This is a genomic window from Serratia montpellierensis (assembly GCF_020858655.1).
In the GTDB taxonomy this organism is placed as follows: domain Bacteria; phylum Pseudomonadota; class Gammaproteobacteria; order Enterobacterales; family Enterobacteriaceae; genus Serratia; species Serratia montpellierensis.
Genome location: NZ_VOSN01000022.1, coordinates 358,937 through 382,524, shown reverse-complemented (window position 1 = coordinate 382,524; position 23,588 = coordinate 358,937). Strand labels below are relative to the sequence as shown.

Sequence of the window (23,588 nt, the reverse complement as noted above, 5' to 3'; positions counted from 1 at the left end):
CGGTAAGCAAATTCTATCCTGACAAATAAACCAGAATTGCCGGATTAACGCCATGAATTATGATGCTTTTTTTACAGGCCGTGAGCCAGACACCGCCGCCCGGCGCCGCTGTGGCACATGTTATGTGTTAAACCGTGCCATAACAGGCAACGGAATGTCGCCAAGGCTGTCATAAAGGTAAACCGCGGTTTATTATTGGTTGAACAGAGAAAAGTTAAGCTGCGTGCAGCGATGGAGCATGGCGGTGTGTCAACTTTCAGCCATACTTTGTCTATCATTTTCACTGAATCTTGCCTGGAGAGCATTACCAGGTTATGGACTACTACCATCAGGAGTTTTGTATGATCAAGCGTCTTCTCGTCGTTGCCGTCGCCGCCGTTACGCTGGCCGGCTGTGCCAATGAATCCATGTCCGGCGATGTCTACTCGTCCTCGCAGGCCAAGCAGGTGCAGAACGTCACCTACGGGACGCTGGTTTCCGTGCGTCCGGTTAAAATTCAGGGCGGCGAAGGCTCCAACGCCTTGGGGATGATCGGCGGCGCAGTGATTGGCGGCCTGTTGGGTAACACCGTCGGCGGCGGCACCGGCCGTACCCTGGCTACCGCGGCAGGCGCTATCGCCGGCGGCGCGGCGGGCAACAGCATCGGTGAAGTGGCCGGCCGTACCTCAGGCTATGAGTTGGAAATCAAAACCGACCAGAAAGAGAATATCGTGGTGGTACAGAAAGCGGGCGACACCAAGTTCAGCCCAGGCCAACGCGTGCGCATGGCGCGCATGGGCGACACCATCACCGTCTCTCCGCTGTAAGTCAGTCAGCGACACACGGTAAACCGGAGGCAAACGCCTCCGGTTTTATTTCTGATGCTGTGAAACTGTAATCGTAGAAAAATAAGAATATTATTATTTGTTCTGCAGTTCGGTGATATTTTGTTCTAACTTGCCAATCAGCCCTACCAACAGATGCACTTCGTCGACGGTAATGCCGCTTAAAATCTCACTGCGTGTAGACGTGATCACGCTGTCGACTTCCCTGATGATCGGATCGGCCGCTTCGGTCAGCTTGATGCGCTTCGCGCGGCGATCGTTGGCACAGGTGTGACGTGTGATCAGCCCTTTCTCCTCCAATTGGTCCAGAGTACGAACCAGTGACGGTTGCTCGATACCGATCGCCTTGGCCAGCTGGATTTGCGACTGCTCCGGCGGCAAACGATTGATATTGTGCAGGGTGACCCAATGCGTTTGGGTCAGCTCCAACGGCTTGAGCCGATGATCGATGAGCGCGCGCCAAACACGAACTAATCGTGCTAAATCTGAACCTAATGTTGACTCCACTTACCCCTCCTTATAATTAGCATGCTAACATTACCTCCCAGAGTTTAGACTATTTTGGGTAACTCACATTAAAAACACAAATGTATATAATGTATATTGTGGAAATAGCCACTGTTTTTGACTGCTATTGTTTAATCGTTATGCAAATATTCAACATATTCACCCTTAGGGATTGTTAATGTGAATACATCATGGTTACACGCCTCATCGCCCTTACCCGATTTGGTCCTGGGGGCATCGCTTTATTTTCCACCTATATTTAAAGCTTTTTTGCTAGGACTGGTCTTATGGCTACTGATTCATCAGCTGCTGAGAGACTGGATGTATTCCGGTGAAATCTGGCATCCCATGTTGATGGACCTGTCCATTTTCGTTCTGACCGTCAGCGGTTCCTTATGGATTTTAGCGAGTTGGTAACCCATGCAGCATAAAACATTAAAATACTTCTCTACGGTGATCGTCTGCGCCATTGCCGTCTGCGCCGGTTGGTGGCTATGGAATTATTATATGCAATCCCCATGGACCCGTGACGGAAAAGTGCGCGCAGAACTCGTCAATATCACCCCTGAAGTCTCTGGAAGATTAGAGAAAATAAGCGCGAATGACAATCAATTCGTACCTGCGGGAAGTCTGATTTTTACCCTCGACTCGGTGCCCTATCAGATCGCGCTGGACAATGCCGAGGCCGCGGTGGCAAAAGCGCAATCCGATTTGGCCAAGGCGGATCACGAGGCCGCCCGCCGCCGCGGTTTACCGCGCAACGTTATTTCCGCTGAAGATTTGGACGAGTCCAATTTAGCCGCGCAGGCAATGAAGGCCGCCTATAAAGCCGCCCTGGCCAACCTGGAACAGGCCAAATGGAATTTGAGCAAAACCAAAATTTACGCGCCAACCGACGGCTATATCACCAACCTGCAGGCGCGGGTCGGCAACTACGCCAACGCCGGCACGCCACTGGTGGCATTGGTGGATGTGCATTCGTTTTATGTGCTCGGTTATTTCGAAGAAACCAAGCTGAAACATATAAAAGAAGGCAATAAAGCCGACATCGTTTTATATAACGGCAACACGCCGCTGCAGGGGGAAGTAGAGAGTATCGGCCGCGCCATTTACGATCAGAGCGTCGACAGCAGCAACGATCTATTAATGGACGTTAAACCTAATGTTCCCTGGGTGCGTTTGGCTCAGCGCGTGCCGGTACGGATAAAATTGCTCAACGTGCCCGCCGATTTGACGCTGGTCGCCGGTACCACCTGCACCATTTCGATTCATCAGCGGAACTAAAGTGTGAACCTGCCTTTTCTGGAGTGGAGCCGCACCCCCTGGGGTAAGGCGACCGGCGGCCAATGGCGCTATGCGCTGCGCAATTCGCTGGCGATGTGTCTGGCGCTGTGGGTCGCGTTCGTGCTCGAACTCGATGAACCCTATTGGGCGCTCACCTCCGCCGCGGTGGTGAGCTTCCCGACCATCGGTGGCGTGATCAGCAAAAGCATCGGCCGCATCTTCGGCAGCCTGGTGGGCGCCGCCGCCTCGGTGGCGATCGCCGGCCACTGCCTGAACGACCCCTGGCTGTTTACGCTGTTCATCGCCGCCTGGATCGGGCTATGTACCTATATCTCCAACCATTACCAAAACAACGTCTCTTACGCGTTCGCGCTGGCGGGCTATACCGCCGCGATTATCGCCTTCGGTACGGTTAACGTCACCGATACCCAGCAGATTTTCGATATCGCGCAGGCGCGGGTTTGCGAAGTGATCACCGGCATTCTGTGCGGCGGACTGATGATGATGATCCTGCCCAGCACCTCCGACGGCGAAGCCTTGCTGACCTCACTGCGGCGCATGCAGCTACGTCTGCTGGAGCACGCCGCTATGCTGTGGCAGCCGGAGGTCACCGCGCAGATGCGCACCTCACACGAAGGCGTTATCGGCCAAATCCTGACCATGAACCTGCTGCGCATTCAGGCGTTTTGGAGCCACTACCGCCTGCGTCGGCAAAATAATCTGCTCAACTATTTGCTGCACCAGCAGCTGCGTATTACCAGCGTCATTTCCAGCCTGCGCCGCATGCTGTTGAACTGGCCGGATCGTCCCGCCAATCTGATGCCGGTGCTGACGCAACTGCTGGACGAGCTGCGCGATCCCGCCACCGACAAGTACCGTTTGGCGCGCCTGCTTCAGCAGATCGCCCCGCAAGATGCGGCGGACTACCGCCATCGCGCTTTCTGGCTGCGTCTGCGTGATTTCTGCTGGCTTTACCTGCGCTGTAACCGCTGGCTGCTGCGCCTGGAAAGCGCCACGGCGGTCAGCGATCTCCAGCCGCCGCGCGTCACCTCGCTGGCGCGCCATACCGACAGCTACGAAGCCGCCTATAACGGCCTGCGCACCTTTTTATGCATCGTGATCGGCTGCGCCTACTGGATCAACACGCAGTGGGACGCCGGCAGCGCGGCGCTGACGCTCACCGCCATCAGCTGTGTGCTCTACTCCTCCACGCCTTCGCCGATCAACAGCGTCAGCACCTTGCTCAAGGCGGTGCTGCTGCTCTCGGTTGCCTGCTTTGTGGTGAAATTCGGCTTGATGATCCAGATTGACGACTTCTGGGTGTTCTGCGCCTTCCTGTTCCCGATCCTGGTGACCATGCAGATGCTCAAGCTGCAGAACCCGCCTTATGCCGCGCTCTGGGGGCAGCTGATCGTCTTTATGGGCTCGTTCCTGACCGTCAGTAACCCACCGAGCTATGACTACCAGTCCTTCATCAATGACAACATCGGTAAAATCGTCGGCGTGCTGCTGGCCGGGCTGGCGTTTCAGATCCTGCGTCCCAGCTCGGACAAACGCAAAAGCCGCCGCATTATCCGCGCGCTGCGGCGCGATTTTATCGATCAGTTGAGCAAAAAACCGCAGCAGAGCGAAAGCCAGTTCGAATCGCTGATCTACCATCGCATCAGCCAGCTTAATCAGAGTCAGGATCAGGAGGCCCGCACCTGGCTGCTGCGCTGGGGCGTGGTACTGCTCAACTGCAGCCATATCGTCTGGCAGCTGCGCGACTGGCAGACCCGTTCCGATCCGCTGTCGGCGGTGCGCAACGTCTGTATCCACTGCCTGCGCGGCATCATGACGGAGAAAGGCGTGCAGCACAGTTCGCTGGACGCCACGCTGCAAGAGCTGCAGCGCATGAGCAACGCGCTGGCGCACCACCCGGAACAGGCGGCGCGCGATTTGGCCGGGCTGATTTGGCGGCTTTACTGCTCGCTGCAACAGTTGCAACAGGCGATGGGCCAGCCTGCCGCAACGCCGGTCGTCAGCGGCGGCTGATCACTTGATCACGCCGCAGGCAAAGCGCTCGCCGCCACCGCCGAGCGGCAGTGGATGATCCGAGTTGTTATCGCCGCCGGCGTGCACCATCAGCGCCTTGCCCTCTATTTCGCTGATTTTTTTCAGCCGCGGCGCCAGCACCGGGTAGTTAGCCATGCCGTCGGCGGTCACATAGATGGCCGGCAAATCGCCCAGGTGCCCGTCGGCGTACGGCCCGAGGTGTTTTCCGGTCTTTTGCGGGTCAAAATGCCCACCGGCCGCCAGCGCCGCCACCGCCTTGCCGTCCTTCATACCCGGCTCGCAGCTGCCTTTCTCATGCACGTGGAAACCGTGCACCCCGGCAGGCAACGCTTTCAGGCTTGGCGTGAACAGCAAGCCGTACGGCGTTTCGCTGATGACCACTTTGCCGATATCCTGACCGATGCCCTGCCCGGTCACCAAGTTCATCTCCACGTCGACCGTCGCCGCCTGCGCGGCTCCACAGGCCATCAGGCCCAGCGCCGCATACCAATAACGTTTCATCAATCAGTCTCCTTAATGTCTATGCAGAGCTATCAGTATAGGAGAGCCAGCGCCGGCACTGTTAACCAACGCACAATCTCGCCAATTTGATTCGCACGCCTAATATTTAGGGCTAATACTATTTCTACCGATGTTGGTCCTCTGACCAGCTGTCGTTCGGCTAACGTTGTTTCCCTGTTTCCACCGCCGACGCATGAGAGTTCACTCCCCGGCCAGGCGGCATAATTCATAAGGAACTGATATGGGCATCTTTAGCTATAAGGATTTGGACGAAAACGCGTCGAAAGCGCTGTTTTCCGACGCCTTGGCCATCTCCACCTACGCTTACCACAATATCGATAATGGCTTCGACGAAGGCTACCACCAAACCGGTTTCGGACTGGGCCTGCCGCTGACGCTGATCACGGCGCTCATCGGCAGCACCCAGTCGCAGGGCGGCCTGCCCGGCCTTCCCTGGAACCCCGACTCCGAACAGGCCGCGCAGGAGACGGTGAACAATGCCGGCTGGTCGGTCATCAGCGCCGCGCAGCTGGGTTACGCCGGCAAAACCGATGCACGCGGCACCTATTACGGCGAGACCGCCGGTTACACCACCGCGCAGGCCGAGGTGCTGGGCAAATATGACAGCGAAGGCAATCTCACCGCCATTGGCATCTCATTTCGCGGTACCAGCGGCCCGCGCGAGTCGCTGATCGGCGATACCATAGGCGATGTGATTAACGATCTGCTGGCCGGTTTCGGGCCGAAAGGCTACGCTGACGGCTACACGCTGAACGCCTTCGGCAATCTGCTGGGCGACGTGGCGAAGTTCGCGCAGGCGCACGGGCTGAGCGGCGAGGACGTCGTGGTCAGCGGCCACAGCCTCGGCGGGCTGGCGGTCAACAGCATGGCGGCGCAGAGCGACGCCAACTGGGGCGGCTTCTACGCGCAATCCAACTATGTCGCCTTCGCCTCGCCGACCCAGTACGAAGCCGGCGGCAAGGTGATCAACATCGGCTACGAGAACGACCCGGTGTTCCGCGCGCTCGACGGCACCTCACTGACCCTGCCGTCACTGGGCGTACACGATGCGCCGCACGCCTCCGCCACCAACAATATCGTCAACTTCAACGACCACTACGCGTCGGACGCCTGGAACCTGCTGCCGTTTTCCATTCTCAACATTCCGACCTGGCTGTCGCACCTGCCGTTCTTCTATCAGGACGGGCTGATGCGGGTGCTGAACTCCGAGTTTTATTCGCTGACCGACAAGGACTCGACCATCATCGTCTCCAACCTGTCGAACGTGACGCGCGGCAATACCTGGGTGGAAGACCTGAACCGCAACGCGGAAACGCACAGCGGACCGACGTTTATCATCGGCAGCGACGGCAATGATTTGATCAAGGGCGGCAAAGGCAACGACTATCTCGAGGGCCGCGACGGCGACGATATCTTCCGCGACGCCGGCGGCTATAACCTGATCGCCGGCGGCAAAGGCCACAATATCTTCGATACCCAACAGGCGTTGAAAAACACCGAGGTCGCCTACGACGGCAATACGCTTTACCTGCGCGACGCCAAAGGCGGTATTACGCTGGCAGACGACATCAGCACCCTGCGCAGCAAAGAAACCTCCTGGCTGATTTTCAGCAAAGAGGTGGATCATCAGGTGACCGCTGCGGGATTGAAATCGGACTCGGGCCTCAAAGCCTATGCCGCCGCCACCACCGGCGGCGACGGCGATGACGTCCTGCAGGCTCGCAGCCACGACGCCTGGCTGTTCGGCAACGCCGGCAACGACACGCTGATCGGCCATGCCGGCGGCAACCTGACTTTCGTCGGCGGCAGCGGTGATGACATCCTGAAGGGCGCCGGCAACGGTAATACCTTCCTGTTCAGCGGCGATTTCGGCCGCGACCAGCTGTATGGTTTCAACGCCACCGATAAACTGGTGTTTATCGGTACCGAAGGCGCCAGCGGGAATATCCGCGACTATGCCACACAGCAAAACGACGATCTGGTGCTGGCCTTCGGCCACAGCCAGGTCACGCTGATCGGCGTCTCGCTCGATCACTTCAACACCGATCAGGTGGTGTTGGCCTAAGGGTCGGCGTAAAAAAAGCCGGGCGCTTTCGCCGCCCGGCTTTCCTCTTTTTTTTGCTCCGCCTTACGGCACGTCATACCCCAGCGCCGCCTTGCGAATGCGGAACCACTGCTGGCGGTTCAGCACCAGTTTCTGCGCCTTCAGCGCCGAGCGCACCCGCTCAATTTTGCCGGAGCCGATGATCGGCAGCGGCGATGACGGCAGGCGCATCACCCAGGCGTACACCACCTGCTCGATGGTCTCGGCGCCGATCTCTTGCGCCACCCGCTGCAGCTCGTCGCGCAGCGGCTGGAACTCGGCGTCGTTAAACAGGCGCCCGCCCCCCAGACAGGACCAGGCCATCGGCTTGATACGCAGTTGCTGGCACTGGTCGAGCGTGCCGTCGAGAATGGCCGGTTGGTGAATCGGCGAAATCTCCACCTGGTTGGTGGCCAGCGAGAACGGCAGGCGCGACTGCAGCAGTTGGAACTGCGCGGGCGTAAAGTTTGAGACGCCGAAATGACGCACCTTGCCGCTTTTGTGCAACGCAACAAAGGCTTCGGCTACATCGTCAGCGTCCATCAACGGATCCGGCCGGTGGATCAGCAACAGATCGAGGTAGTCGGTATGCAGATGGCGCAGCGACTGTTCCGCACTCTGTACGATATGATCGCGATCGGTGATGTAGTGGCCGATCGGGTTGCCGGGCTTGGCGGTAGTGGCGATGCCGCATTTGCTCACCAGTTCCAGCGACTGACGCAGCGCCGGTTTCAGGCGCAGCGCGTCGCCGAATGCCTGTTCGCAGGCATAACCCCCATAGATATCCGCGTGATCGGCGGTGGTGACGCCCAGTTCGACATGCTGTTCGATGAACGTCAGCAGCTGCTGCGGCGACATGCCCCACTCCATCAACCGCCAGTAACCGCAAATCATGCGGGAAAATTCAGGCCCCTGCGGCGCGAGACGAATACGTTCTACCATTGCGAAAACCTCATGACATTAGTTGTCAGCCAGCATACACAAGCCGGTGAGGCACAGGGAAGCGGTAAGCCACACGAACGTGCGGCAGATCAGGAAAGGTTAAAACAGCGACGGCTGTTCCGGCAGCGGCTCGTCGGGCGCTTTATTGGCGCGCTGCAGGCGCAGGAAGCGTTGACGGCACAGGCGCAACACCTCGCGCTTCTGCGCGTCGCTCATGCTCATCCAGCCGAAGCGCTCCTCGCGGCTGCGCAGGCAGCCACGGCAGAATCCGCGATCGTCGGCCTGGCAAATGCCGCGACACGGGCTGGGGATGTCGAAAAATTCAAGCTGCTGCGCCACGGGGCCTCCTGCGTTCTCTTGCTAATTGAAGACGCCATCGCCGCCGCTGGCAAGTCCCTTTTCGCCATTGCGGCGAAAATAGTCGCGCAAATAGCGCAGCGCCTGGCGGCTTTTCTCCGGCATGTTGCGCTCGAGCGTCAACGCGTGCAGCCGGAGCGGCGCCGGCCGCCACTCCGGCAACAGCAGCAACAGCTCGCCGCGCTGCAGCTCATCGCCAATTTCATACAGCGGCTGAACGGAAATGCCCAGCCCGGCGCGGGTAAAGGCACGCATCACGTTCATGCTCTCGCTGACGATCTGCCCTTCCGCCAGCCGCAGCTTGACCTGCTGGCCGGACTGGTGCAGCAGGTCCAGGTAGGCCCCGCTGTAGCCGCTGGAGATCCAGCGGTGCTGCACCAAATCCTGCGGTTTTTCCGGCACGCCATGCTGGCTGAGATAACGCGGTGCGGCGCACAGCACCATCGGCCACGCCGTCAGCGGGTGCGCGATCATATTGGCGTCCGCCAACTGCCGGTTGGCCCGCAGCGCAATATCGACCCGCTGCTCTATCATATCGACGATGCGATCGTCCGCCAGCACCCGCAGCGTGAGCTTGGGATGCGCCTGCAACAGCGGCGATAACGCCTCCGCCAGCGAGCGGCCGCCGATGCCGACCGGGGTGGCGATGCGCAGCTCGCCCACCAGCGTATCCCGCAGCTCCGCCAGCCGCTGCTCCGCCTGCTGCGCCTGTTGCAGCATCGCCTCGCAGCCGGGGTAGAACGCCGCCCCCGCCTCGGTCAGCGCCAGACGGCGGGTGGAGCGGTGCAGCAGCGGCACCCCGAGCGCTTTCTCCAGCGAACGCATGTGCTGGCTGACTGCCGATGGCGTCATGCCCAGCCGCCGCGCCGCGCCGGCCAGCGATCCCTCCGCCACCACGGTGGCGAATATCGCCATTCGATTGAGTTTATCCACGATTATGAAGTTTTACTTAATCAAGAAAGCATGAATATGGCACTAATCACGGCTATTGTTAAGGGCTAGAGTAGAAACCACGCAGCAGGCACATCGGCCTGCTTCATGATACTGAACACATCCCCGAAGGAGCATACAGATGAAAGTAGCCATTATTGGAGCAACCGGTTTTGTTGGCCGCCGCGTGGTGGATGAAGCGCTGGCTCGCGGTCTTCAGGTGACGGCAATCGCCCGCCAGAAAAAAGAGTTGCCGGAGCACGCCAATCTGACCGTCGCGCTGGGCGACGTCGCCGATACCGCCTGGCTGGCAGGGCAATTGCACGGCCAGGATGCGGTGATCAGCGCCTACAACCCCGGCTGGGGCGAAGACAACCTGTATGAGAAAACCGCTCGAGGCGCCCAACAGATCCTCACTGCGGTCGAGCAGGCCGGCGTCAAACGCCTGTTGGTGGTCGGCGGCGCCGGCAGTCTGGAAGTGGCGCCGGGCGTTGAACTGGTGGATACGCCGCAGTTCCCGGAAAATATCCGCCCCGGTGCGCAGGCGGTGCGCGATCTGCGCAACAAGCTGCGCAATGAATCGGCGCTCGATTGGACCTATCTCTCGCCGGCCGCCCTGCTGGAGCCGGGCAAACGCACCGGTCAGTTCCGCCTCGGCACCACCCAACTGCTGATGAACGGCGAAGCGCCGGCCAGCATTTCGGTGGAGGACCTGGCGGTCGCCATCGTCGATGAGATTGAAAAACCACAGTTTATTCGCGCACAGTTCACCGCTGCCTACTAAATCGCCTCGTCGCCAGGCCGCCCGGCCTGGCGTTTTCTCCACAGTCGCCGCCGCCAGTATTCTGAATTTCTAAGGTTTTCTTAAGTTTCATCCGGTAGATTTCAAGGCATTATCTCCTCTCAGGATCCAGATTTGGCAATGTGGTTACGTCAACGCTTACAGTGCAACAGCCTCGGTTTTATCCTCGCCACCGCCCTGTTCTTCACTCTGTTTCAAAACGCGTTATTCCTGCACCGCGCCTGGTCGTATATCACCTTCGATAACGTCCACAGCGTCATTTTCGCCGCCAGCATGCCGGTGGTGATCTTCTGTGCGCTGAATATTATCTTCAGCGTGTTGACCGTGCCCTACCTGCGCAAGCCGCTGATTGTCTTTTTCCTGCTCGGCAGCGCCGCAGCCAACTATTTCATGTACAGCTATGGCGTGGTGATCGACGGCAACATGATGCAGAACGCCTTCGAAACCAATACCCAGGAAGCGACGGCACTGCTAACGCCACGCATGGGGTTGTGGTTGGCGCTGCTCGGCATTTTGCCGGCGGTGGCGGTCTGCTTCACCCATATTCGCCAGACCCGCCCCTGGTGGTACATGGTCGGACTGCGCGCCGCCAACGTCATGCTGTCGTTGGTGGTGATCCTGATCGTCGCCGCGCTGTTCTACAAAGACTACGCTTCGCTGATCCGCAACAATAAAAGCGTGGTGAAAATGTTGACGCCTTCCAACTTTGTCGCCGGCACCATCAAGTTTACCGAACAGCGCTATTTCACCCGCAATCTGCCGCTGGTAAAAATCGGTGAAGACGCGCGCAAAGGGCCGCAGATCGCCGGGCAGGCCAAGAAAACGCTGGTGATCCTGGTGGTGGGCGAAACCGCCCGCGCCGAAAACTTCTCCCTCGGCGGCTACGGGCGCGAAACCAACCCGCGTCTGAAGCAGGACGACGTGGTCTACTTCAAGAACGCCAGCTCTTGCGGCACCGAAACGGCGATCTCCGTACCCTGCATGTTCTCCAACATGCCGCGCAGAGAGTACGACGCGACTCAGGCGGCGCACCAGGAAGGCATGCTCGACGTGCTGGCGCATGCCGGCGTCAACGTGCTGTGGCGCGATAACGACGGCGGCTGCAAAGGCGCCTGCGACCGGGTGCCGCACATCGACATGACCACGTTAAAGCTGCCGCAGGACTGTGACGGCGAGGTTTGCATGGATAACGTGCTGCTGTACAAGCTGAACGACTACATCAATAGCCTGAAAGACGACGGCGTGATCGTGCTGCACCAGATGGGCAGCCACGGCCCGGCTTACTACCGCCGCAGCACGCCAGAATTCCAGACGTTTTCGCCAACCTGCAACAGCAATCAGATCCAGGATTGCAGCCACGAACAGCTGGTGAACACCTACGACAACTCGATCTTGTATACCGATGCGATGCTCGATGCCACCATCAAGCTGCTGCAGCAGTATGACGACCGCTTCAATACCGCGCTGGTCTATTTGTCCGATCACGGCGAATCGCTGGGAGAAAACGGTATGTACCTGCACGGCACGCCTTATGTCTTCGCGCCGAGCCAGCAAACGCACGTGCCTTTCCTGATGTGGATGTCTGCCGACTATCAGCGTAACTTCGGCATCGATCGCCAGTGTCTGAACGCATTGGCGGAAAAGGACGACGTGTCGCAGGACAACCTGTTCCATACCCTGTTGGGTATGTTGGACGTACAAACCCGCGAATATCAATCCCGGCTGGATATCCTGCAGCGTTGCCGCAACGCGGCGTAAGCGCTTAACTTCCTCGTGCCGCTGGGGCACAATAGTTTGCAGACAACCGGCGTTTTGTGCGCCGGTTTTTTTATTCCCATTGACCTAGACCAATCGGTCTATTATGCTCGGCACCATGATGACCAAATCAACGCATTGCAACGTGGACACACGTGAACATCTGCTCGCCGCCGGTAAACCCTCAGCCTACGCCTGGGCTTTACCGGCATGGGGCTGAGCGAACTGCTGGCCACTGCGGGCGTGCCGAAAGGTTCGTTCTACCACTATTTCCGCTCGAAGGAAGCCTTCGGCGAAGCGATGCTGCAACGCTATTTCGCGCATTATGATGCAGAAATGCAGAAACTGTTTGCCGACGAACACAGCGATGCCCGCCACCAGCTCTTGGGCTATTATGCCCAGGCCATCAGCTATCATTGCCGCAGCGAATGTCACAACGCCTGTCTGGCGGTGAAACTCTCCGCCGAGGTGAGCGACCTGTCGGAGCCGATGCGCCATGCGTTGGAAATAGGGACCGCCCGTGTGATCGGCCACCTGCAGGCGGCCATTGAACGCGGCATCGCCGAGGGATCGTTGTCGGTAGCCATGAGCCCGGCGGCCACCGCAGAGACGTTGTATGCCCTCTGGCTCGGCGCCTCGTTGCGCGCCAAGATTCGACGCTCGTTGGCCCCGTTGACCAGCGCGCTGGAAAGTATCGAGTTGCTGCTGCGCCCGCCGCAGCCGTAACGACAACCGTCTTTTTTCGTGAAAAATGCAGTTCGTGTTTTTTTATCGCCATCACTAGACGACCGGTCTATTAAATACAGGATGCACTATGAAAACTGAAAAATTGCTCTCTCCGCTGAAGGTTGGCGCCGTCACCCTACCCAACCGCGTGTTTATGGCTCCGCTGACGCGTCTGCGCAGCATCGAACCGGGCGATATTCCTACGCCGCTGATGGCTGAGTATTATGCGCAGCGCGCCGGCGCCGGCCTGATTGTGACCGAAGCAACGCAGATCTCCTTCCAGGCGAAAGGCTACGCCGGTGCGCCAGGCCTCCATACTCCGGAACAGATCGCCGCATGGAAACACATCACGCAGGCAGTGCATGATAAAAACGGCCACATCGCCGTGCAGCTGTGGCACGTCGGCCGCATCTCCCACTCAAGCCTGCAGCCGGGCGGACAAGCGCCGGTCGCGCCTTCGGCGATCAACGCCGAAACCCGCACCACCGTGCGAGATGAAACCGGCGCCTGGGTGCGCGTACCAACCTCCACGCCGCGTGCGCTGGAAACCAGCGAGATCCCGGGTATCGTCAACGATTTTCGTCAGGCGACCGCTAACGCGCGTGAAGCCGGCTTCGACTTCATCGAACTGCATGCGGCTCACGGCTATCTGCTGCACCAGTTCATGTCCCCTGCCTCCAACCAACGTACCGATCAATACGGCGGCAGCATCGAGAATCGCACCCGCTTGACGCTGGAAGTGGTCGACGCGGCGGTCGCCGAATGGGGCTCCGAGCATATCGGCATCCGCATCTCACCGCTGGGGCCGTTCAACGGTCTGGACAACGGTGAAGATCAGGAAGACGCGGCGCTGTATCTGGTGGAAGAGCTGAACAAGCGCAATATCGCCTACCTGCACATCTCCGAACCGGACTGGGCCGGCGGCAAACCGTATTCCGACGCCTTCCGCGACTCGGTGCGCGCCCACTTTAAAGGGGTGATTGTCGGTGCCGGCGCCTACACCGCTGAAAAAGCCGAAGCGTTGATCGAAAAAGGCTTCATCGACGCGGTGGCCTTCGGCCGCAGCTACATCGCCAACCCGGATCTGGTGGAGCGTTTCCGTCAGCACGCTCCGCTGAACGAGCCTAAGCCGGAAACCTTCTATGGCGGCGGCGCCGAAGGCTATACCGACTATCCGTTTCTGGCGAAGTAACTCGTCCTGACTCCAACGGCCACGCAACCGCCTGGCCGTTTTTTTATGTGCCACGCGCAAAAAGGCCCGCACAAGGCGGGCCGGGGTTCCCTGGTGTTGGTTATGCTGCAGTTCAATTTCTACACGGTTACGTGAGGAATTGATAATTGATTGTGCAGATCAATTACTTCGTATCGATCGGTACACTCGATCAATATTTAGACACCCTCGGCGCGAAGCCAATAGGTGACATTGTCACTCAATCGTCACGTTGAATTCCCTTGCGGGACAAGGCTATACTCGCTTGTGCTTCAATCCACCCGCCGTCTGCCACGGCACAGTCAATCCAGAGGAATTATGCGCTTACTCCATACCATGATCCGCGTCGGTGACCTGCAACGCGCCATCGACTTCTATACCAAGGTATTAGGCATGCGCCTGCTGCGCACCAGCGAAAATCCGGAGTACAAATACTCGCTGGCTTTCGTCGGCTATACGGAAGAGAGCGAAGGTGCGGTTATCGAACTGACCTATAACTGGGGCACCGACAGCTACGACATGGGCACCGCCTTCGGCCACCTGGCGCTGGGCGTGGACGACGTTGCCGCCACCTGCGACAGCATCCGCCGCGCAGGCGGCAAGGTCACCCGCGAAGCCGGTCCGGTGAAGGGCGGCACCACGGTAATCGCCTTTGTCGAAGATCCGGACGGCTACAAAATCGAGCTGATCGAAAACAAACACGCCGGTCAGGGCCTCGGCCACTAAGCCTCCCCTTCAGGGCGCGCTGGCGCCCTGCTGATTCTCCGCGCGATAGCGCCTGCAACCGGGCGCAAAATTTGCCATAATGCGCGCTGCATTCGATGAAGATAAGAAACTGATGGCCGAAAAAAGTGATCTTAACGCCCTGAGTGGTCGTTTTCGTGGGTTTTATCCCGTAGTAATAGATGTTGAAACCGCCGGCTTCAACGCCAATACCGATGCGTTGCTGGAGATCGCCGCCGTCACGCTGAAAATGGATGAAGATGGCTGGCTGCAGCAGGACGAGACCCTGCACTTCCACGTGGAGCCTTTCGAGGGCGCCAACCTGCAGCCGGAAGCGTTGGCGTTTAACGGCATCGATCCGCACAACCCACTGCGCGGCGCGGTCAGCGAATACGACGCGCTGCACGCCATTTTCAAAGCGGTGCGCAAAGGGCTCAAGGATCGCGGTTGCAATCGGGCCATTATCGTGGCGCACAACGCCAACTTCGATCACAGCTTCCTGATGGCCGCGGCCGAACGCGCCGGCCTGAAGCGCAACCCGTTCCATCCGTTCGCCACCTTCGATACCGCCGCGCTGAGCGGTCTGGTGCTGGGCCAAACGGTACTGGCGAAAGCCTGCATCGCCGCCGGCATGCCGTTCGACAGCAGCCAGGCACACTCCGCGCTGTACGACACCGAACAAACCGCCCTGCTGTTTTGTGAGCTGGTTAACCGCTGGAAACGCCTCGGCGGCTGGCCGCTGCCCGCCGGCGATCTCGCCGAATAAGCCCAACAAAAAAGGCGGCCCAGTTTGCACTGGCGCCGCCCGATACGCGATAACCGCAAGCCTGTCGATTAAGACTGCTGGTCTTCCTGCGCTTTATACTTTTCTGCCGTTTCTTTGATCAGCTGCTGCAGTTCGCCGCGCTGATACATCTCGATGATGATATCGCAACCGCCGACCAGCTCACCGTCTACCCACAGCTGTGGGAACGTAGGCCAATTGGCGTATTTTGGCAGCTCGGCGCGGATGTCCGGGTTTTGCAGAATATCCACGTAGGCGAAACGCTCGCCGCAGGCGGACAGCGCTTGCACAGCCTGTGCAGAGAAACCGCAGCTCGGCAGCTTTGGCGAACCTTTCATGTACAGCAGAATCGGGTTTTCAGCGATCTGGTGCTGAATTTTTTCAAGTGTCGTCGTCATTTATTGCTTCCTCAAGCCACATTTCATGGCTACAACATGCATCACGCGGGCTATTGTAGCGGCTGGAACAGTCGCAAGAAAACGCCATCTTTTGCAAGGATATTCGCCCGCCGCCGATCGCGTTTCACCGGCCACGTCATTCCGGTCAAAACATACGTTGAGAATAACATTTTTAATCCGACCATTTCACTAATATATTGCGCCGCGATGACGACGCGGCTTAATTATATCCGCCGCCGCCCCCTGGCGTTTTTTCATACATTAACGGGCTGATTTTAAACCAAAAAAAATGTCATTAACGTTTTCTCACAATATGGATTATTATTTATGAGTTCTTCGCTGTTTTATATGGCGAAATTCGGGAATACTGTAACTCTTTCGATATCCGTTTCGGGGCCAAGGTTGGTGACGTCGACATGCGTTTAATTCTTACGCTCTTTGCGCTGCTGTTTACGCAGCTCTTCTTCAATTTGGCGCACGCTGCGCCACAGGCGCGTGTTGCCGCCGAGCAGCGTAAAAGCCATGCTAATGAAGCGCGGCCCGATGACCGCAGAAAAAAGAAAGCGGACAAAGCCGCTAAAAAAGCCAAAGTGACGGCTCCCGAGAAAAAAGCCAAGACCGCCAAGGCGAAAAGCGAGAAAAGCGCGAAAAAGATCGCCAGCGCCAAACCCAAGGCCAAAGCGCAGAAAACAGCCAAGATTAAAGTTACCCCGCCGAAAAAGGGCTATAAAAAAGGCTATGGCCGCCACCGCGAAGCCGGTATGGCCACCGCCAAACTGGCGCGTGAAGAAAAGCCGTTGAAACTCAGTCCCGCCCACAAAAAACGCTACCAACACGCCAAACAAACCGCGATGGCCAAGCTGATGGGCCAGATGGGCAAACCTTACCGCTGGGGCGGCAGCTCGCCGCGCACCGGCTTCGACTGCAGCGGCCTTATCTATTACGCCTACAAAGACGTAGTGAAAATCAAGATGCCGCGCACCGCCAACGAGATGTATCACCTGCGCGATGCGGCGCCGATCAAGAAAAGCGAACTGGAAAGCGGCGATCTGGTGTTCTTCCGCATCAACAACCGCGGCGTGGCGGACCATGTTGGCGTCTACCTCGGCAACGGCAAATTCATCCAGTCGCCGCGCACCGGCGAAGAGATCCGCATCAGCCAGCTCGATAACGACTATTGGCAAAACCACTACATCGGCGCACGCCGCGTAGTGACGCCGAAAACTATCCGTTAATTCCCTGTTTTGCGCGGTTGCGGCCCTGGTCGCAACCGCCTGCTCAAGCTATCGCCCATCGCACCGCCCCACGCGCATTTCTCGCTTTTCTTCCTGTTTTTTATGACGAAAATTGTTAAGATTGAATGACCACAATAAAAAACGGCCCATATGATTCTCGCCCGGCGGGAAGCGAATGGCGCTGTAAAGGAGGAAGCAATGTCGTTTGAATTACCTGCATTACCGTATGAGAAAAACGCGCTCGAGCCGCACATCTCCGCCGAGACCCTGGAATACCACTACGGCAAGCACCACAACACCTACGTGGTTAACCTGAACAACCTGGTGAAAGGCAGCGAGTTCGAGGGCAAATCGCTCGAAGAGATCATCAAGACCTCTAACGGCGGCGTCTTCAACAACGCCGCGCAGGTGTGGAACCACACCTTCTACTGGCACTGCCTGTCACCACAGGGCGGCGGTGAACCGCAGGGCGAACTGGCGGCGGCGATCGTCAAATCCTTCGGCTCTTTCGCTGCGTTCAAAGAGCAGTTCACCGATGCCGCAGTGAAAAACTTCGGTGCAGGCTGGACCTGGCTGGTGAAAAAACCGGACGGCGCGCTGGCGATCGTCAACACCTCCAACGCGGCCACCCCGCTGACCGGTGAAGACAAACCGCTGCTGACAGTTGACGTGTGGGAACACGCGTATTACATCGATTACCGCAATGCGCGTCCAAAATACCTGGAAAACTTCTGGGCGTTGGTCAACTGGACCTTCGCAGCGGAAAACCTGCGCTTACGCCAGGTTCTGAGGTGATGAGGCGCAGCCAGGCTGCGCCTTTTTTATCGCCGGCGGGAAATCAATTCAACGCGGCAACGAAGCTGAAAGCGATAATGACCGCCAACGCGCAGACGGTAGTGAACAGCGACATCTTCAATTCGGTATCCATGACAACTCCTTTAAAATAGGCTTTCCTAAGGATAAAAGGCGCACAATTAGTACGTCAAATCATTTTCCCACAGTTCGCCGATAAAATCTTGTTATCATTTCCCGGTTTATAATCTCGATTACCTCTTCCACTTTTGTTCAATATGCGACAAAATTCGCAGTTCACAACTGCGTACCGGCATCCATGCCCCTCCTGATTAAGCGCTGAAGACTTCAACACACTAAAAACTCAGTTTTCGCTTCTCTGGAGAAGGATCTACGTAGGCAAACGATTAACATCACACTTACATGCTGTAAACATGTGAGTTCAGGAGTCATTCCTTACATGGCAACGATTAAAGATGTGGCCAAACGCGCGGGCGTTTCCACCACCACCGTTTCGCACGTCATCAATAAGACTCGTTTCGTCGCCGAAGAGACCAAAGCGGCCGTGTGGGCCGCCATTAAAGAGCTGCACTATTCGCCGAGCGCCGTGGCGCGCAGCCTGAAAGTCAATCACACCAAATCGATCGGCCTGCTGGCCACCTCGAGCGAAGCCCCCTACTTTGCCGAAGTGATCGAAGCGGTGGAAAACAGCTGCTACAGCAAAGGCTACACCCTGATCCTGTGCAACTCGCACAACAATCTGGACAAGCAGCGCGCCTACCTGGCGATGCTGGCCCAAAAGCGCGTCGACGGCCTGCTGGTCATGTGCTCCGAGTACCCGGATCAGTTGCTGGGCATGCTGGAAGACTACCGTAACATCCCGATGGTGGTGATGGACTGGGGCGCCGCGCGCGGCGACTTCACCGACACCATCATCGATAACGCATTCGAAGGCGGCTATCTGGCCGGCCGTTACCTGATCGAACGCGGTCACCGCGAGATCGGCGCCATTCCGGGCCAGCTGTCGCGCAACACCGGCGGCGGCCGTCACCAGGGCTTTATGAAGGCGCTGCAGGAAGCGCATATCGACATTCGCGAAGAGTGGATCGTCCAGGGCGACTTCGAGCCGGAGTCCGGCTACAAGGCGATGCACCAAATTCTGTCGCAAAAACAGCGGCCGACCGCGGTATTCTGCGGCGGTGATATCATGGCGATGGGTGCCATCTGCGCCGCCGACGAGCTGGGCCTGCGGGTGCCGCAGGATATTTCCGTGATCGGCTACGACAACGTGCGCAACGCCCGCTACTTCACCCCGGCGCTGACCACCATTCACCAGCCGAAAGAGCGCCTGGGCGAAATGGCCTTCACCATGCTGCTGGATCGCATCATCAGCAAGCGCGAAGAGTCGCAGGTGATCGAAGTGCATCCGAAGCTGATCGAACGCCGCTCGGTCGCCGACGGGCCGTTCATCGACTACCGCCGCTAATCCCCCGCGCCGGAAGCCTGCGCGGCTTCCGGCTTCGCCTCGCTCAGCCACTCCTGATTCAGCGTCTCCCCATCGCCCAGATACGCCAGCAGCCAGCTCATCGCCGGTGACGGTTTATCCTGCTGCCAGGTCAGGCAGCACGGGCTGGCGGGAAACGGCTGCTGCAGCTGCAACGCCTTCAACTCACCGCGCTGCACCCGCGGCAGCGCCAGATGCGCCGGCATCATACCGACGCACAACCCGGCGCACAGACAGTCGAGCGCCGAGGTCCAGTCCGGCACCACCAGCCGCCGCTGGTTATCCAGCGTCCAGGTGACGCGCTTGGGCAGATTGCGCGAAGTGTCTTCCAGACAAAGCGCAGGGTACGGCCTAAGCCGATCGTCATTCAGCGGCCCTGCCAGTTGCGCGAGCGGGTGCTGTGGGCTGACCACGCACAGCCAGTTCATATACCCCATGTCGCGAAAGGCGAAGCCGCCGCCGACCGGCACCGCGCGGGTGGCACCGATCGCCATGTCCGCTCTGCCGTCCACTAACGCATCCCACACGCCGTTAAACACCTCGGGTTGCAACATCAGTTCGACATCGGGGAAATGCCGGTAAAAATCCAGCACCAGCTGGCGGCTGCGCTGCGGTTTGACGATGATGTCCACGGCGATATTCAGCTGGCCGCGCCACCCGTTGGCCACCTGCTGACAGTGGCGGCGGGTGTCGAGCATTTTTTTGATAACAACTCGCGCATCCTTGATAAACAGCGCACCGGCCGGCGTCAACTCCACATCACGGTGACGCCGCTCAAACAGCGGCACCGCCAGCCATTGTTCCAGCTGCCGTACCGTGTAGCTCACCGCCGACGGCACCCGGTGCAGCTCCTGCGCCGCCGCGCTGAAACTGCCGGTACGCGCCACCGCGTCGACCACTTCAAGAGAATATTCAGACCACATCGCTTTGCCTTCAATTTTTTTAACAGCACTTTGCAAATATTACCGTTTCACAAGCAGAGATCCAGCCGGATACACTGGCCGGCGCTAAAAACCTGCGACACTAAAATATTAACGAGAAATACCATGCGAAATTCCTTTGGTTTTATGTTCTATCTCGCCGGCCTGAGCATGCTGGGTTATCTGGCGACCGATATGTACCTGCCCGCCTTTGGCGCCATGCGGGAGGAACTGCAAATTTCCGCCGGCGCGGTCAGCGCCAGCCTGAGCATCTTCCTGGCCGGCTTCGCCTTCGCGCAGCTGCTGTGGGGGCCGCTCTCCGACCGCCTGGGCCGCAAACCGGTATTATTGATCGGCCTGACGCTGTTCGCCGTCGGCTGCCTGGGCATGCTGTGGGTGGAGAACGCCGTGCAGCTTTGGATCCTGCGTTTTATCCAGGCCGTTGGCGTCTGCTCCGCCGCCGCCATCTGGCAAGCGCTGGTGGTCGACCGCTATCGCGAAGGCCAGGCCAATCGCGTATTCGCCACCATCATGCCGCTGGTCGCGCTGTCGCCGGCGCTGGCGCCGCTGCTGGGCGCCTGGCTGCTGAACCACGCCAGCTGGCGTGCGATCTTCGCCGTGCTGCTGGCCATCACCGCCCTGCTGCTGCTGCCGACGCTGTTGCTCAAAGATCGCGCCAAAACGCAACCCACCGCCGATGCGCCAAAAAACGGCGTCAGCTTCTGGCAACTGTTGAAATCCCCGGTGTTCAGCGGCAACGTCGCCATGTACGCCGCCTGCTCGGCCGGCTTCTTTGCCTGGCTGACCGGCTCGCCGTTCATCCTCGGTGATATGGGCTACGGCCCGAGCGACATCGGTCTGAGCTATGTGCCGCAAACGCTGGCTTTTCTGCTGGGGGGCTATGGCTGTCGCGCCGCGCTAAAGCGCATCAATGGCAAAACCCTGCTGCCGTGGCTGCTGGTAGCTTATGGTGTCAGCATGGCGGCGCTGTATCTGGTGGCAACCCTGACCGCTCCGACGCTCACCACGCTGCTGATCCCGTTCTGCGTGATGGCGCTGGTCAACGGCGCCGGCTACCCGATCATGGTGGCGAATGCGCTGATGCCGTTCCCGGAAAGCAGCGGTAAAGCCGCCGCGCTGCAAAATACGCTGCAGCTGGGGCTGTGTTTTGTGGCGAGCATGCTGGTGTCGGCGTTTATTGCCCAGCCGCTGTTGGCGACGGTGACGGTGATGGTATCGACGGTGATCCTGGCCGCGCTGGGGTATTTCCTGCAGCGGGGAAAAGTGGCCGATGCGCAGCAAAAAGCGCAGCGGGAGCATGCTAACTCAGCGTCATAATTACTAAGCTCAATAATCACTTAAAGAATATGCGTGCCGAGTGCGATTTACAGTTGAGTCAACGTCTCGGCACGCCTATACTCAAAAACAACCTTGTAAAGTAACACCTTATAATCCCTATATCTCAATTAGCTATTGTGTACGCGCCTTGCGTCACACTCTTTTTTAAGGATGCGTTTTTCCTGCGCCGTTTGCGTCGGGCCGCTTCTTTAAATTTCCTCTGTTCATAGTCGGATATCAGACGCCGCGGGCTTATTTCCCGTCGGTAAACGTATGCACCCGCAGAAATTGTCTAAGCTGTTTCCTAACGGGTCATCAGTCAGAAGAAGGTGATGGAGAAGCTATGAGTTCATCGTGTATAGAAGATCTGAGCATCCAGGATAATCAGTGGTACCGTATCGCGCATGAAATGCTCGGCCTGGCCGGCATTGAAATCAACGGATCGCGCCCCTTCGATATTCAGGTTAAAAATCCCGAATTCTTTAAACGCGTCCTGCAGCAAGGGTCGCTGGGCCTCGGCGAAAGCTATATGGACGGTTGGTGGGAATGCGAACGGCTGGATATGTTCTTCCAGCGCGTGGTCAGCGCCGGGCTGGAGAAGAAACTCCCCCACCACCTGAAAGATACCCTGCGTATCGCCGCCGCGCGCCTGACCAATCTGCAATCGAAAAAGCGCGCCTGGATCGTCGGCAAAGAACATTACGATCTCGGCAACGATCTGTTTACCCTGATGCTCGATCCTTACATGCAATATTCCTGCGGCTACTGGAAAGACGCCACCACGCTGGAGGAAGCGCAGGAAGCCAAGCTGCGGATGATCTGCGAAAAACTGCAGCTGCAACCGGGCATGCGTTTGCTGGATATCGGCTGCGGCTGGGGCGGCCTCTCCGCCTATGCGGCGAAACATTACAGCGTGTCGGTGGTCGGCGTGACCATTTCCGCCGAGCAGCAGAAGCTGGCTCAGGCGCGCTGCGCCGGGCTGGATGTGCAGATCCTGCTGCAGGATTATCGCGATCTGCATCAGCAGTTCGATCGCATCGTCTCGGTCGGCATGTTCGAGCACGTCGGGCCGAAAAACTACCGCACCTACTTCAACGTGGTGGAGCGCAATCTGGTGCCGCACGGCCTGTTCCTGCTGCACACCATCGGCTCGAATAAAACCGACATGAACGTCGATCCGTGGATCAACAAGTACATTTTCCCGAACGGCTGTCTGCCTTCAGTGAGCCATATCGCCGAAGCCAGCGAAGGCCATTTCGTGATGGAAGACTGGCACAACATCGGTGCCGACTACGATCGCACGCTGATGGCCTGGTTTGAACGCTTCAAACAGGCGTGGCCGCAGCTTGCCCCGCGCTATTCCGATCGCTTCGAGCGGATGTTCAGCTATTACCTGAACGCCTGCGCAGGCGCGTTCCGGGCGCGCGATCTGCAGCTGTGGCAGATGGTATTCAGCCCGAAAGGCGTTGAAGGCGGCATTCGCGTCGCCCGCTGAATGCTTTCCCGATAAAAAAGCCCCGGCAACATCATCGCCGGGGCTTTTTTTTTGCTCTTTCGGACCCTGCGGGTTAACCGCAATAAACGCGAATGATTTTATCGTTGCTATCGCCAAGGAAGTTCAGACGGCGCAGGTTGAAATCCATGGTAACGGCAGAGTTGTACGGAATGGCGCGCACCTTGGCGTCGATCCGCACGCCTTCCAGCGACGTCATCGGCTTACCGACGAAGTTTTGATACTGCGAAGCGCCGCAGGTATCGTCCGCATCGGCCATTTGCGCGCCGGCGCCCTGCTCAGGTGAGCTGCTGCAGGCGCTCAGCGCCAGCAACGCGGTTAACAACAACGTTTTCCCATAAAACTTCACGCGTTTCTCCTCTCTGCTTATGATTCGATTCCGGC

Annotated in this window: 24 protein-coding genes and 1 pseudogene; 16 read left to right on the top strand and 9 right to left on the bottom strand. The window is 58.3% G+C overall.

What is annotated here, in order from left to right:
- Nucleotides 1–341: 341 nt before the first annotated feature.
- A complete protein-coding gene (locus FUU19_RS24070; RefSeq protein WP_025159710.1) occupies nt 342–806 on the top strand; it encodes an outer membrane lipoprotein in 465 nt (154 codons plus the stop codon).
- A gap of 93 nt (nt 807–899) precedes the next feature.
- Here FUU19_RS24070 and slyA read toward each other — a convergent pair whose 3' ends face one another.
- Entirely contained in the window at nt 900–1,331 is a 432-nt protein-coding gene (gene slyA / locus FUU19_RS24065; RefSeq protein ID WP_141969091.1) for a transcriptional regulator SlyA, read from the bottom strand.
- 180 nt (nt 1,332–1,511) lie between these two features.
- Here slyA and FUU19_RS24060 point away from each other — a divergent pair, with 180 nt between their 5' ends.
- Genes FUU19_RS24060 through FUU19_RS24050 form a run of 3 tightly spaced genes read left to right on the top strand, consistent with a single transcriptional unit; the run spans nt 1,512 to nt 4,649 of the window.
- The gene (locus FUU19_RS24060; protein WP_025159708.1) at nt 1,512–1,748 is read left to right on the top strand and encodes a DUF1656 domain-containing protein; all 237 of its coding nucleotides are present in this window, start codon (nt 1,512–1,514) and stop codon (nt 1,746–1,748) included.
- 3 nt (nt 1,749–1,751) lie between these two features.
- Nucleotides 1,752–2,615 (top strand): efflux RND transporter periplasmic adaptor subunit, encoded by an 864-nt coding sequence (locus FUU19_RS24055; protein WP_230490518.1) that lies wholly within the window; start codon nt 1,752–1,754, stop codon nt 2,613–2,615.
- 3 nt (nt 2,616–2,618) lie between these two features.
- Nucleotides 2,619–4,649, top strand: coding sequence for an FUSC family protein (locus FUU19_RS24050; RefSeq protein ID WP_197833863.1), 2,031 nt, complete (start codon nt 2,619–2,621; stop codon nt 4,647–4,649).
- Here FUU19_RS24050 and sodC read toward each other — a convergent pair whose 3' ends face one another.
- Nucleotides 4,650–5,171, bottom strand: coding sequence for a superoxide dismutase family protein (gene sodC, locus FUU19_RS24045; protein ID WP_141969094.1), 522 nt, complete (start codon nt 5,169–5,171; stop codon nt 4,650–4,652).
- Nucleotides 5,172–5,412: 241 nt separating this feature from the next.
- On the opposite strand from sodC, the gene FUU19_RS24040 reads away from it, so the two are divergent.
- Complete coding sequence (locus FUU19_RS24040; RefSeq protein ID WP_230490517.1) at nt 5,413–7,257, top strand: polyurethane esterase; 1,845 nt, start codon at nt 5,413–5,415, stop codon at nt 7,255–7,257.
- Between the two features lie 63 nt (nt 7,258–7,320).
- Here FUU19_RS24040 and FUU19_RS24035 read toward each other — a convergent pair whose 3' ends face one another.
- From FUU19_RS24035 to FUU19_RS24025, 3 genes are all read right to left on the bottom strand, one after another.
- Complete coding sequence (locus FUU19_RS24035; RefSeq protein ID WP_033638383.1) at nt 7,321–8,217, bottom strand: aldo/keto reductase; 897 nt, start codon at nt 8,215–8,217, stop codon at nt 7,321–7,323.
- Nucleotides 8,218–8,316: 99 nt separating this feature from the next.
- Complete coding sequence (locus FUU19_RS24030; protein WP_019455980.1) at nt 8,317–8,556, bottom strand: DUF1289 domain-containing protein; 240 nt, start codon at nt 8,554–8,556, stop codon at nt 8,317–8,319.
- Nucleotides 8,557–8,577: 21 nt separating this feature from the next.
- Nucleotides 8,578–9,507 (bottom strand): LysR substrate-binding domain-containing protein, encoded by a 930-nt coding sequence (locus FUU19_RS24025; protein WP_197833864.1) that lies wholly within the window; start codon nt 9,505–9,507, stop codon nt 8,578–8,580.
- Nucleotides 9,508–9,646: 139 nt separating this feature from the next.
- On the opposite strand from FUU19_RS24025, the gene FUU19_RS24020 reads away from it, so the two are divergent.
- The 6 genes and pseudogenes from FUU19_RS24020 to rnt all read left to right on the top strand — a co-directional run bounded on the left by FUU19_RS24020 (nt 9,647) and on the right by rnt (nt 15,486).
- Nucleotides 9,647–10,288: an NAD(P)-dependent oxidoreductase gene (locus tag FUU19_RS24020; RefSeq protein WP_141969100.1), complete on the top strand. Its 642-nt coding sequence runs from the start codon at nt 9,647–9,649 to the stop codon at nt 10,286–10,288.
- A gap of 138 nt (nt 10,289–10,426) precedes the next feature.
- The gene (gene eptA, locus FUU19_RS24015) at nt 10,427–12,064 is read left to right on the top strand and encodes a phosphoethanolamine transferase EptA (protein WP_202669417.1); all 1,638 of its coding nucleotides are present in this window, start codon (nt 10,427–10,429) and stop codon (nt 12,062–12,064) included.
- Between the two features lie 103 nt (nt 12,065–12,167).
- Nucleotides 12,168–12,787, top strand: a pseudogene (locus FUU19_RS24010) (TetR/AcrR family transcriptional regulator).
- 88 nt (nt 12,788–12,875) lie between these two features.
- On the top strand, nt 12,876–13,979 hold the full coding sequence (gene nemA, locus FUU19_RS24005; RefSeq protein ID WP_202669416.1) for an alkene reductase: 1,104 nt from the start codon (nt 12,876–12,878) through the stop codon (nt 13,977–13,979).
- A 336-nt stretch (nt 13,980–14,315) separates the two neighbouring features.
- On the top strand, nt 14,316–14,723 hold the full coding sequence (gloA, locus tag FUU19_RS24000; protein ID WP_004931325.1) for a lactoylglutathione lyase: 408 nt from the start codon (nt 14,316–14,318) through the stop codon (nt 14,721–14,723).
- Nucleotides 14,724–14,802: 79 nt separating this feature from the next.
- On the top strand, nt 14,803–15,486 hold the full coding sequence (gene rnt, locus FUU19_RS23995) for a ribonuclease T (RefSeq protein WP_038874795.1): 684 nt from the start codon (nt 14,803–14,805) through the stop codon (nt 15,484–15,486).
- Between the two features lie 68 nt (nt 15,487–15,554).
- On the opposite strand, the gene FUU19_RS23990 is transcribed toward rnt, so the two are convergent.
- The gene (locus tag FUU19_RS23990) at nt 15,555–15,902 is read right to left on the bottom strand and encodes a Grx4 family monothiol glutaredoxin (protein ID WP_004931329.1); all 348 of its coding nucleotides are present in this window, start codon (nt 15,900–15,902) and stop codon (nt 15,555–15,557) included.
- A gap of 416 nt (nt 15,903–16,318) precedes the next feature.
- Here FUU19_RS23990 and FUU19_RS23985 point away from each other — a divergent pair, with 416 nt between their 5' ends.
- Both FUU19_RS23985 and sodB read left to right on the top strand, forming a co-directional pair.
- Nucleotides 16,319–17,137, top strand: a complete 819-nt coding sequence (locus tag FUU19_RS23985) for a C40 family peptidase (protein ID WP_141969104.1) — start codon at nt 16,319–16,321, stop codon at nt 17,135–17,137.
- Nucleotides 17,138–17,335: 198 nt separating this feature from the next.
- Nucleotides 17,336–17,932 carry a superoxide dismutase [Fe] gene (gene sodB / locus FUU19_RS23980; RefSeq protein WP_230507408.1) on the top strand — a complete coding sequence of 199 codons (597 nt, stop codon included), beginning with the start codon at nt 17,336–17,338 and terminating at the stop codon, nt 17,930–17,932.
- 43 nt (nt 17,933–17,975) lie between these two features.
- Here the strand turns inward: sodB and cydH are convergent, their stop codons facing one another.
- Nucleotides 17,976–18,065, bottom strand: coding sequence for a cytochrome bd-I oxidase subunit CydH (cydH, locus tag FUU19_RS23975; RefSeq protein ID WP_019455989.1), 90 nt, complete (start codon nt 18,063–18,065; stop codon nt 17,976–17,978).
- Nucleotides 18,066–18,389: 324 nt separating this feature from the next.
- On the opposite strand from cydH, the gene purR reads away from it, so the two are divergent.
- Nucleotides 18,390–19,415, top strand: coding sequence for an HTH-type transcriptional repressor PurR (gene purR, locus FUU19_RS23970; protein WP_141969106.1), 1,026 nt, complete (start codon nt 18,390–18,392; stop codon nt 19,413–19,415).
- On the opposite strand, the gene punR is transcribed toward purR, so the two are convergent.
- A complete protein-coding gene (gene punR, locus FUU19_RS23965) occupies nt 19,412–20,356 on the bottom strand; it encodes a DNA-binding transcriptional activator PunR (RefSeq protein ID WP_197833868.1) in 945 nt (314 codons plus the stop codon). The genes purR and punR overlap by 4 nt on opposite strands.
- Nucleotides 20,357–20,479: 123 nt before the next feature.
- On the opposite strand from punR, the gene punC reads away from it, so the two are divergent.
- The gene (gene punC / locus FUU19_RS23960) at nt 20,480–21,691 is read left to right on the top strand and encodes a purine nucleoside transporter PunC (protein WP_230490516.1); all 1,212 of its coding nucleotides are present in this window, start codon (nt 20,480–20,482) and stop codon (nt 21,689–21,691) included.
- A gap of 343 nt (nt 21,692–22,034) precedes the next feature.
- Nucleotides 22,035–23,186, top strand: a complete 1,152-nt coding sequence (cfa, locus tag FUU19_RS23955) for a cyclopropane fatty acyl phospholipid synthase (RefSeq protein WP_230490515.1) — start codon at nt 22,035–22,037, stop codon at nt 23,184–23,186.
- 73 nt (nt 23,187–23,259) lie between these two features.
- On the opposite strand, the gene FUU19_RS23950 is transcribed toward cfa, so the two are convergent.
- The gene (locus FUU19_RS23950) at nt 23,260–23,553 is read right to left on the bottom strand and encodes an I78 family peptidase inhibitor (RefSeq protein WP_038874785.1); all 294 of its coding nucleotides are present in this window, start codon (nt 23,551–23,553) and stop codon (nt 23,260–23,262) included.
- Between the last annotated feature and the right edge of the window lie 35 nt (nt 23,554–23,588).

What these genes read in the sequence shown, in the direction of transcription:
- FUU19_RS24070 (WP_025159710.1), top strand. Translation starts at nt 342, where the DNA reads ATGATCAAGCGTCTTCTCGTCGTTGCCGTCGCCGCCGTTACGCTGGCC.
- FUU19_RS24055 (WP_230490518.1), top strand. Translation starts at nt 1,752, where the DNA reads ATGCAGCATAAAACATTAAAATACTTCTCTACGGTGATCGTCTGCGCC.
- sodC (WP_141969094.1), bottom strand. Translation starts at nt 5,171, where the DNA reads ATGAAACGTTATTGGTATGCGGCGCTGGGCCTGATGGCCTGTGGAGCC.
- FUU19_RS24040 (WP_230490517.1), top strand. Translation starts at nt 5,413, where the DNA reads ATGGGCATCTTTAGCTATAAGGATTTGGACGAAAACGCGTCGAAAGCG.
- FUU19_RS24035 (WP_033638383.1), bottom strand. Translation starts at nt 8,217, where the DNA reads ATGGTAGAACGTATTCGTCTCGCGCCGCAGGGGCCTGAATTTTCCCGC.
- FUU19_RS24020 (WP_141969100.1), top strand. Translation starts at nt 9,647, where the DNA reads ATGAAAGTAGCCATTATTGGAGCAACCGGTTTTGTTGGCCGCCGCGTG.
- eptA (WP_202669417.1), top strand. Translation starts at nt 10,427, where the DNA reads ATGTGGTTACGTCAACGCTTACAGTGCAACAGCCTCGGTTTTATCCTC.
- nemA (WP_202669416.1), top strand. Translation starts at nt 12,876, where the DNA reads ATGAAAACTGAAAAATTGCTCTCTCCGCTGAAGGTTGGCGCCGTCACC.
- gloA (WP_004931325.1), top strand. Translation starts at nt 14,316, where the DNA reads ATGCGCTTACTCCATACCATGATCCGCGTCGGTGACCTGCAACGCGCC.
- rnt (WP_038874795.1), top strand. Translation starts at nt 14,803, where the DNA reads ATGCGCGCTGCATTCGATGAAGATAAGAAACTGATGGCCGAAAAAAGT.
- FUU19_RS23990 (WP_004931329.1), bottom strand. Translation starts at nt 15,902, where the DNA reads ATGACGACGACACTTGAAAAAATTCAGCACCAGATCGCTGAAAACCCG.
- FUU19_RS23985 (WP_141969104.1), top strand. Translation starts at nt 16,319, where the DNA reads ATGCGTTTAATTCTTACGCTCTTTGCGCTGCTGTTTACGCAGCTCTTC.
- sodB (WP_230507408.1), top strand. Translation starts at nt 17,336, where the DNA reads ATGTCGTTTGAATTACCTGCATTACCGTATGAGAAAAACGCGCTCGAG.
- cydH (WP_019455989.1), bottom strand. Translation starts at nt 18,065, where the DNA reads ATGGATACCGAATTGAAGATGTCGCTGTTCACTACCGTCTGCGCGTTG.
- purR (WP_141969106.1), top strand. Translation starts at nt 18,390, where the DNA reads ATGGCAACGATTAAAGATGTGGCCAAACGCGCGGGCGTTTCCACCACC.
- punR (WP_197833868.1), bottom strand. Translation starts at nt 20,356, where the DNA reads ATGTGGTCTGAATATTCTCTTGAAGTGGTCGACGCGGTGGCGCGTACC.
- punC (WP_230490516.1), top strand. Translation starts at nt 20,480, where the DNA reads ATGCGAAATTCCTTTGGTTTTATGTTCTATCTCGCCGGCCTGAGCATG.
- cfa (WP_230490515.1), top strand. Translation starts at nt 22,035, where the DNA reads ATGAGTTCATCGTGTATAGAAGATCTGAGCATCCAGGATAATCAGTGG.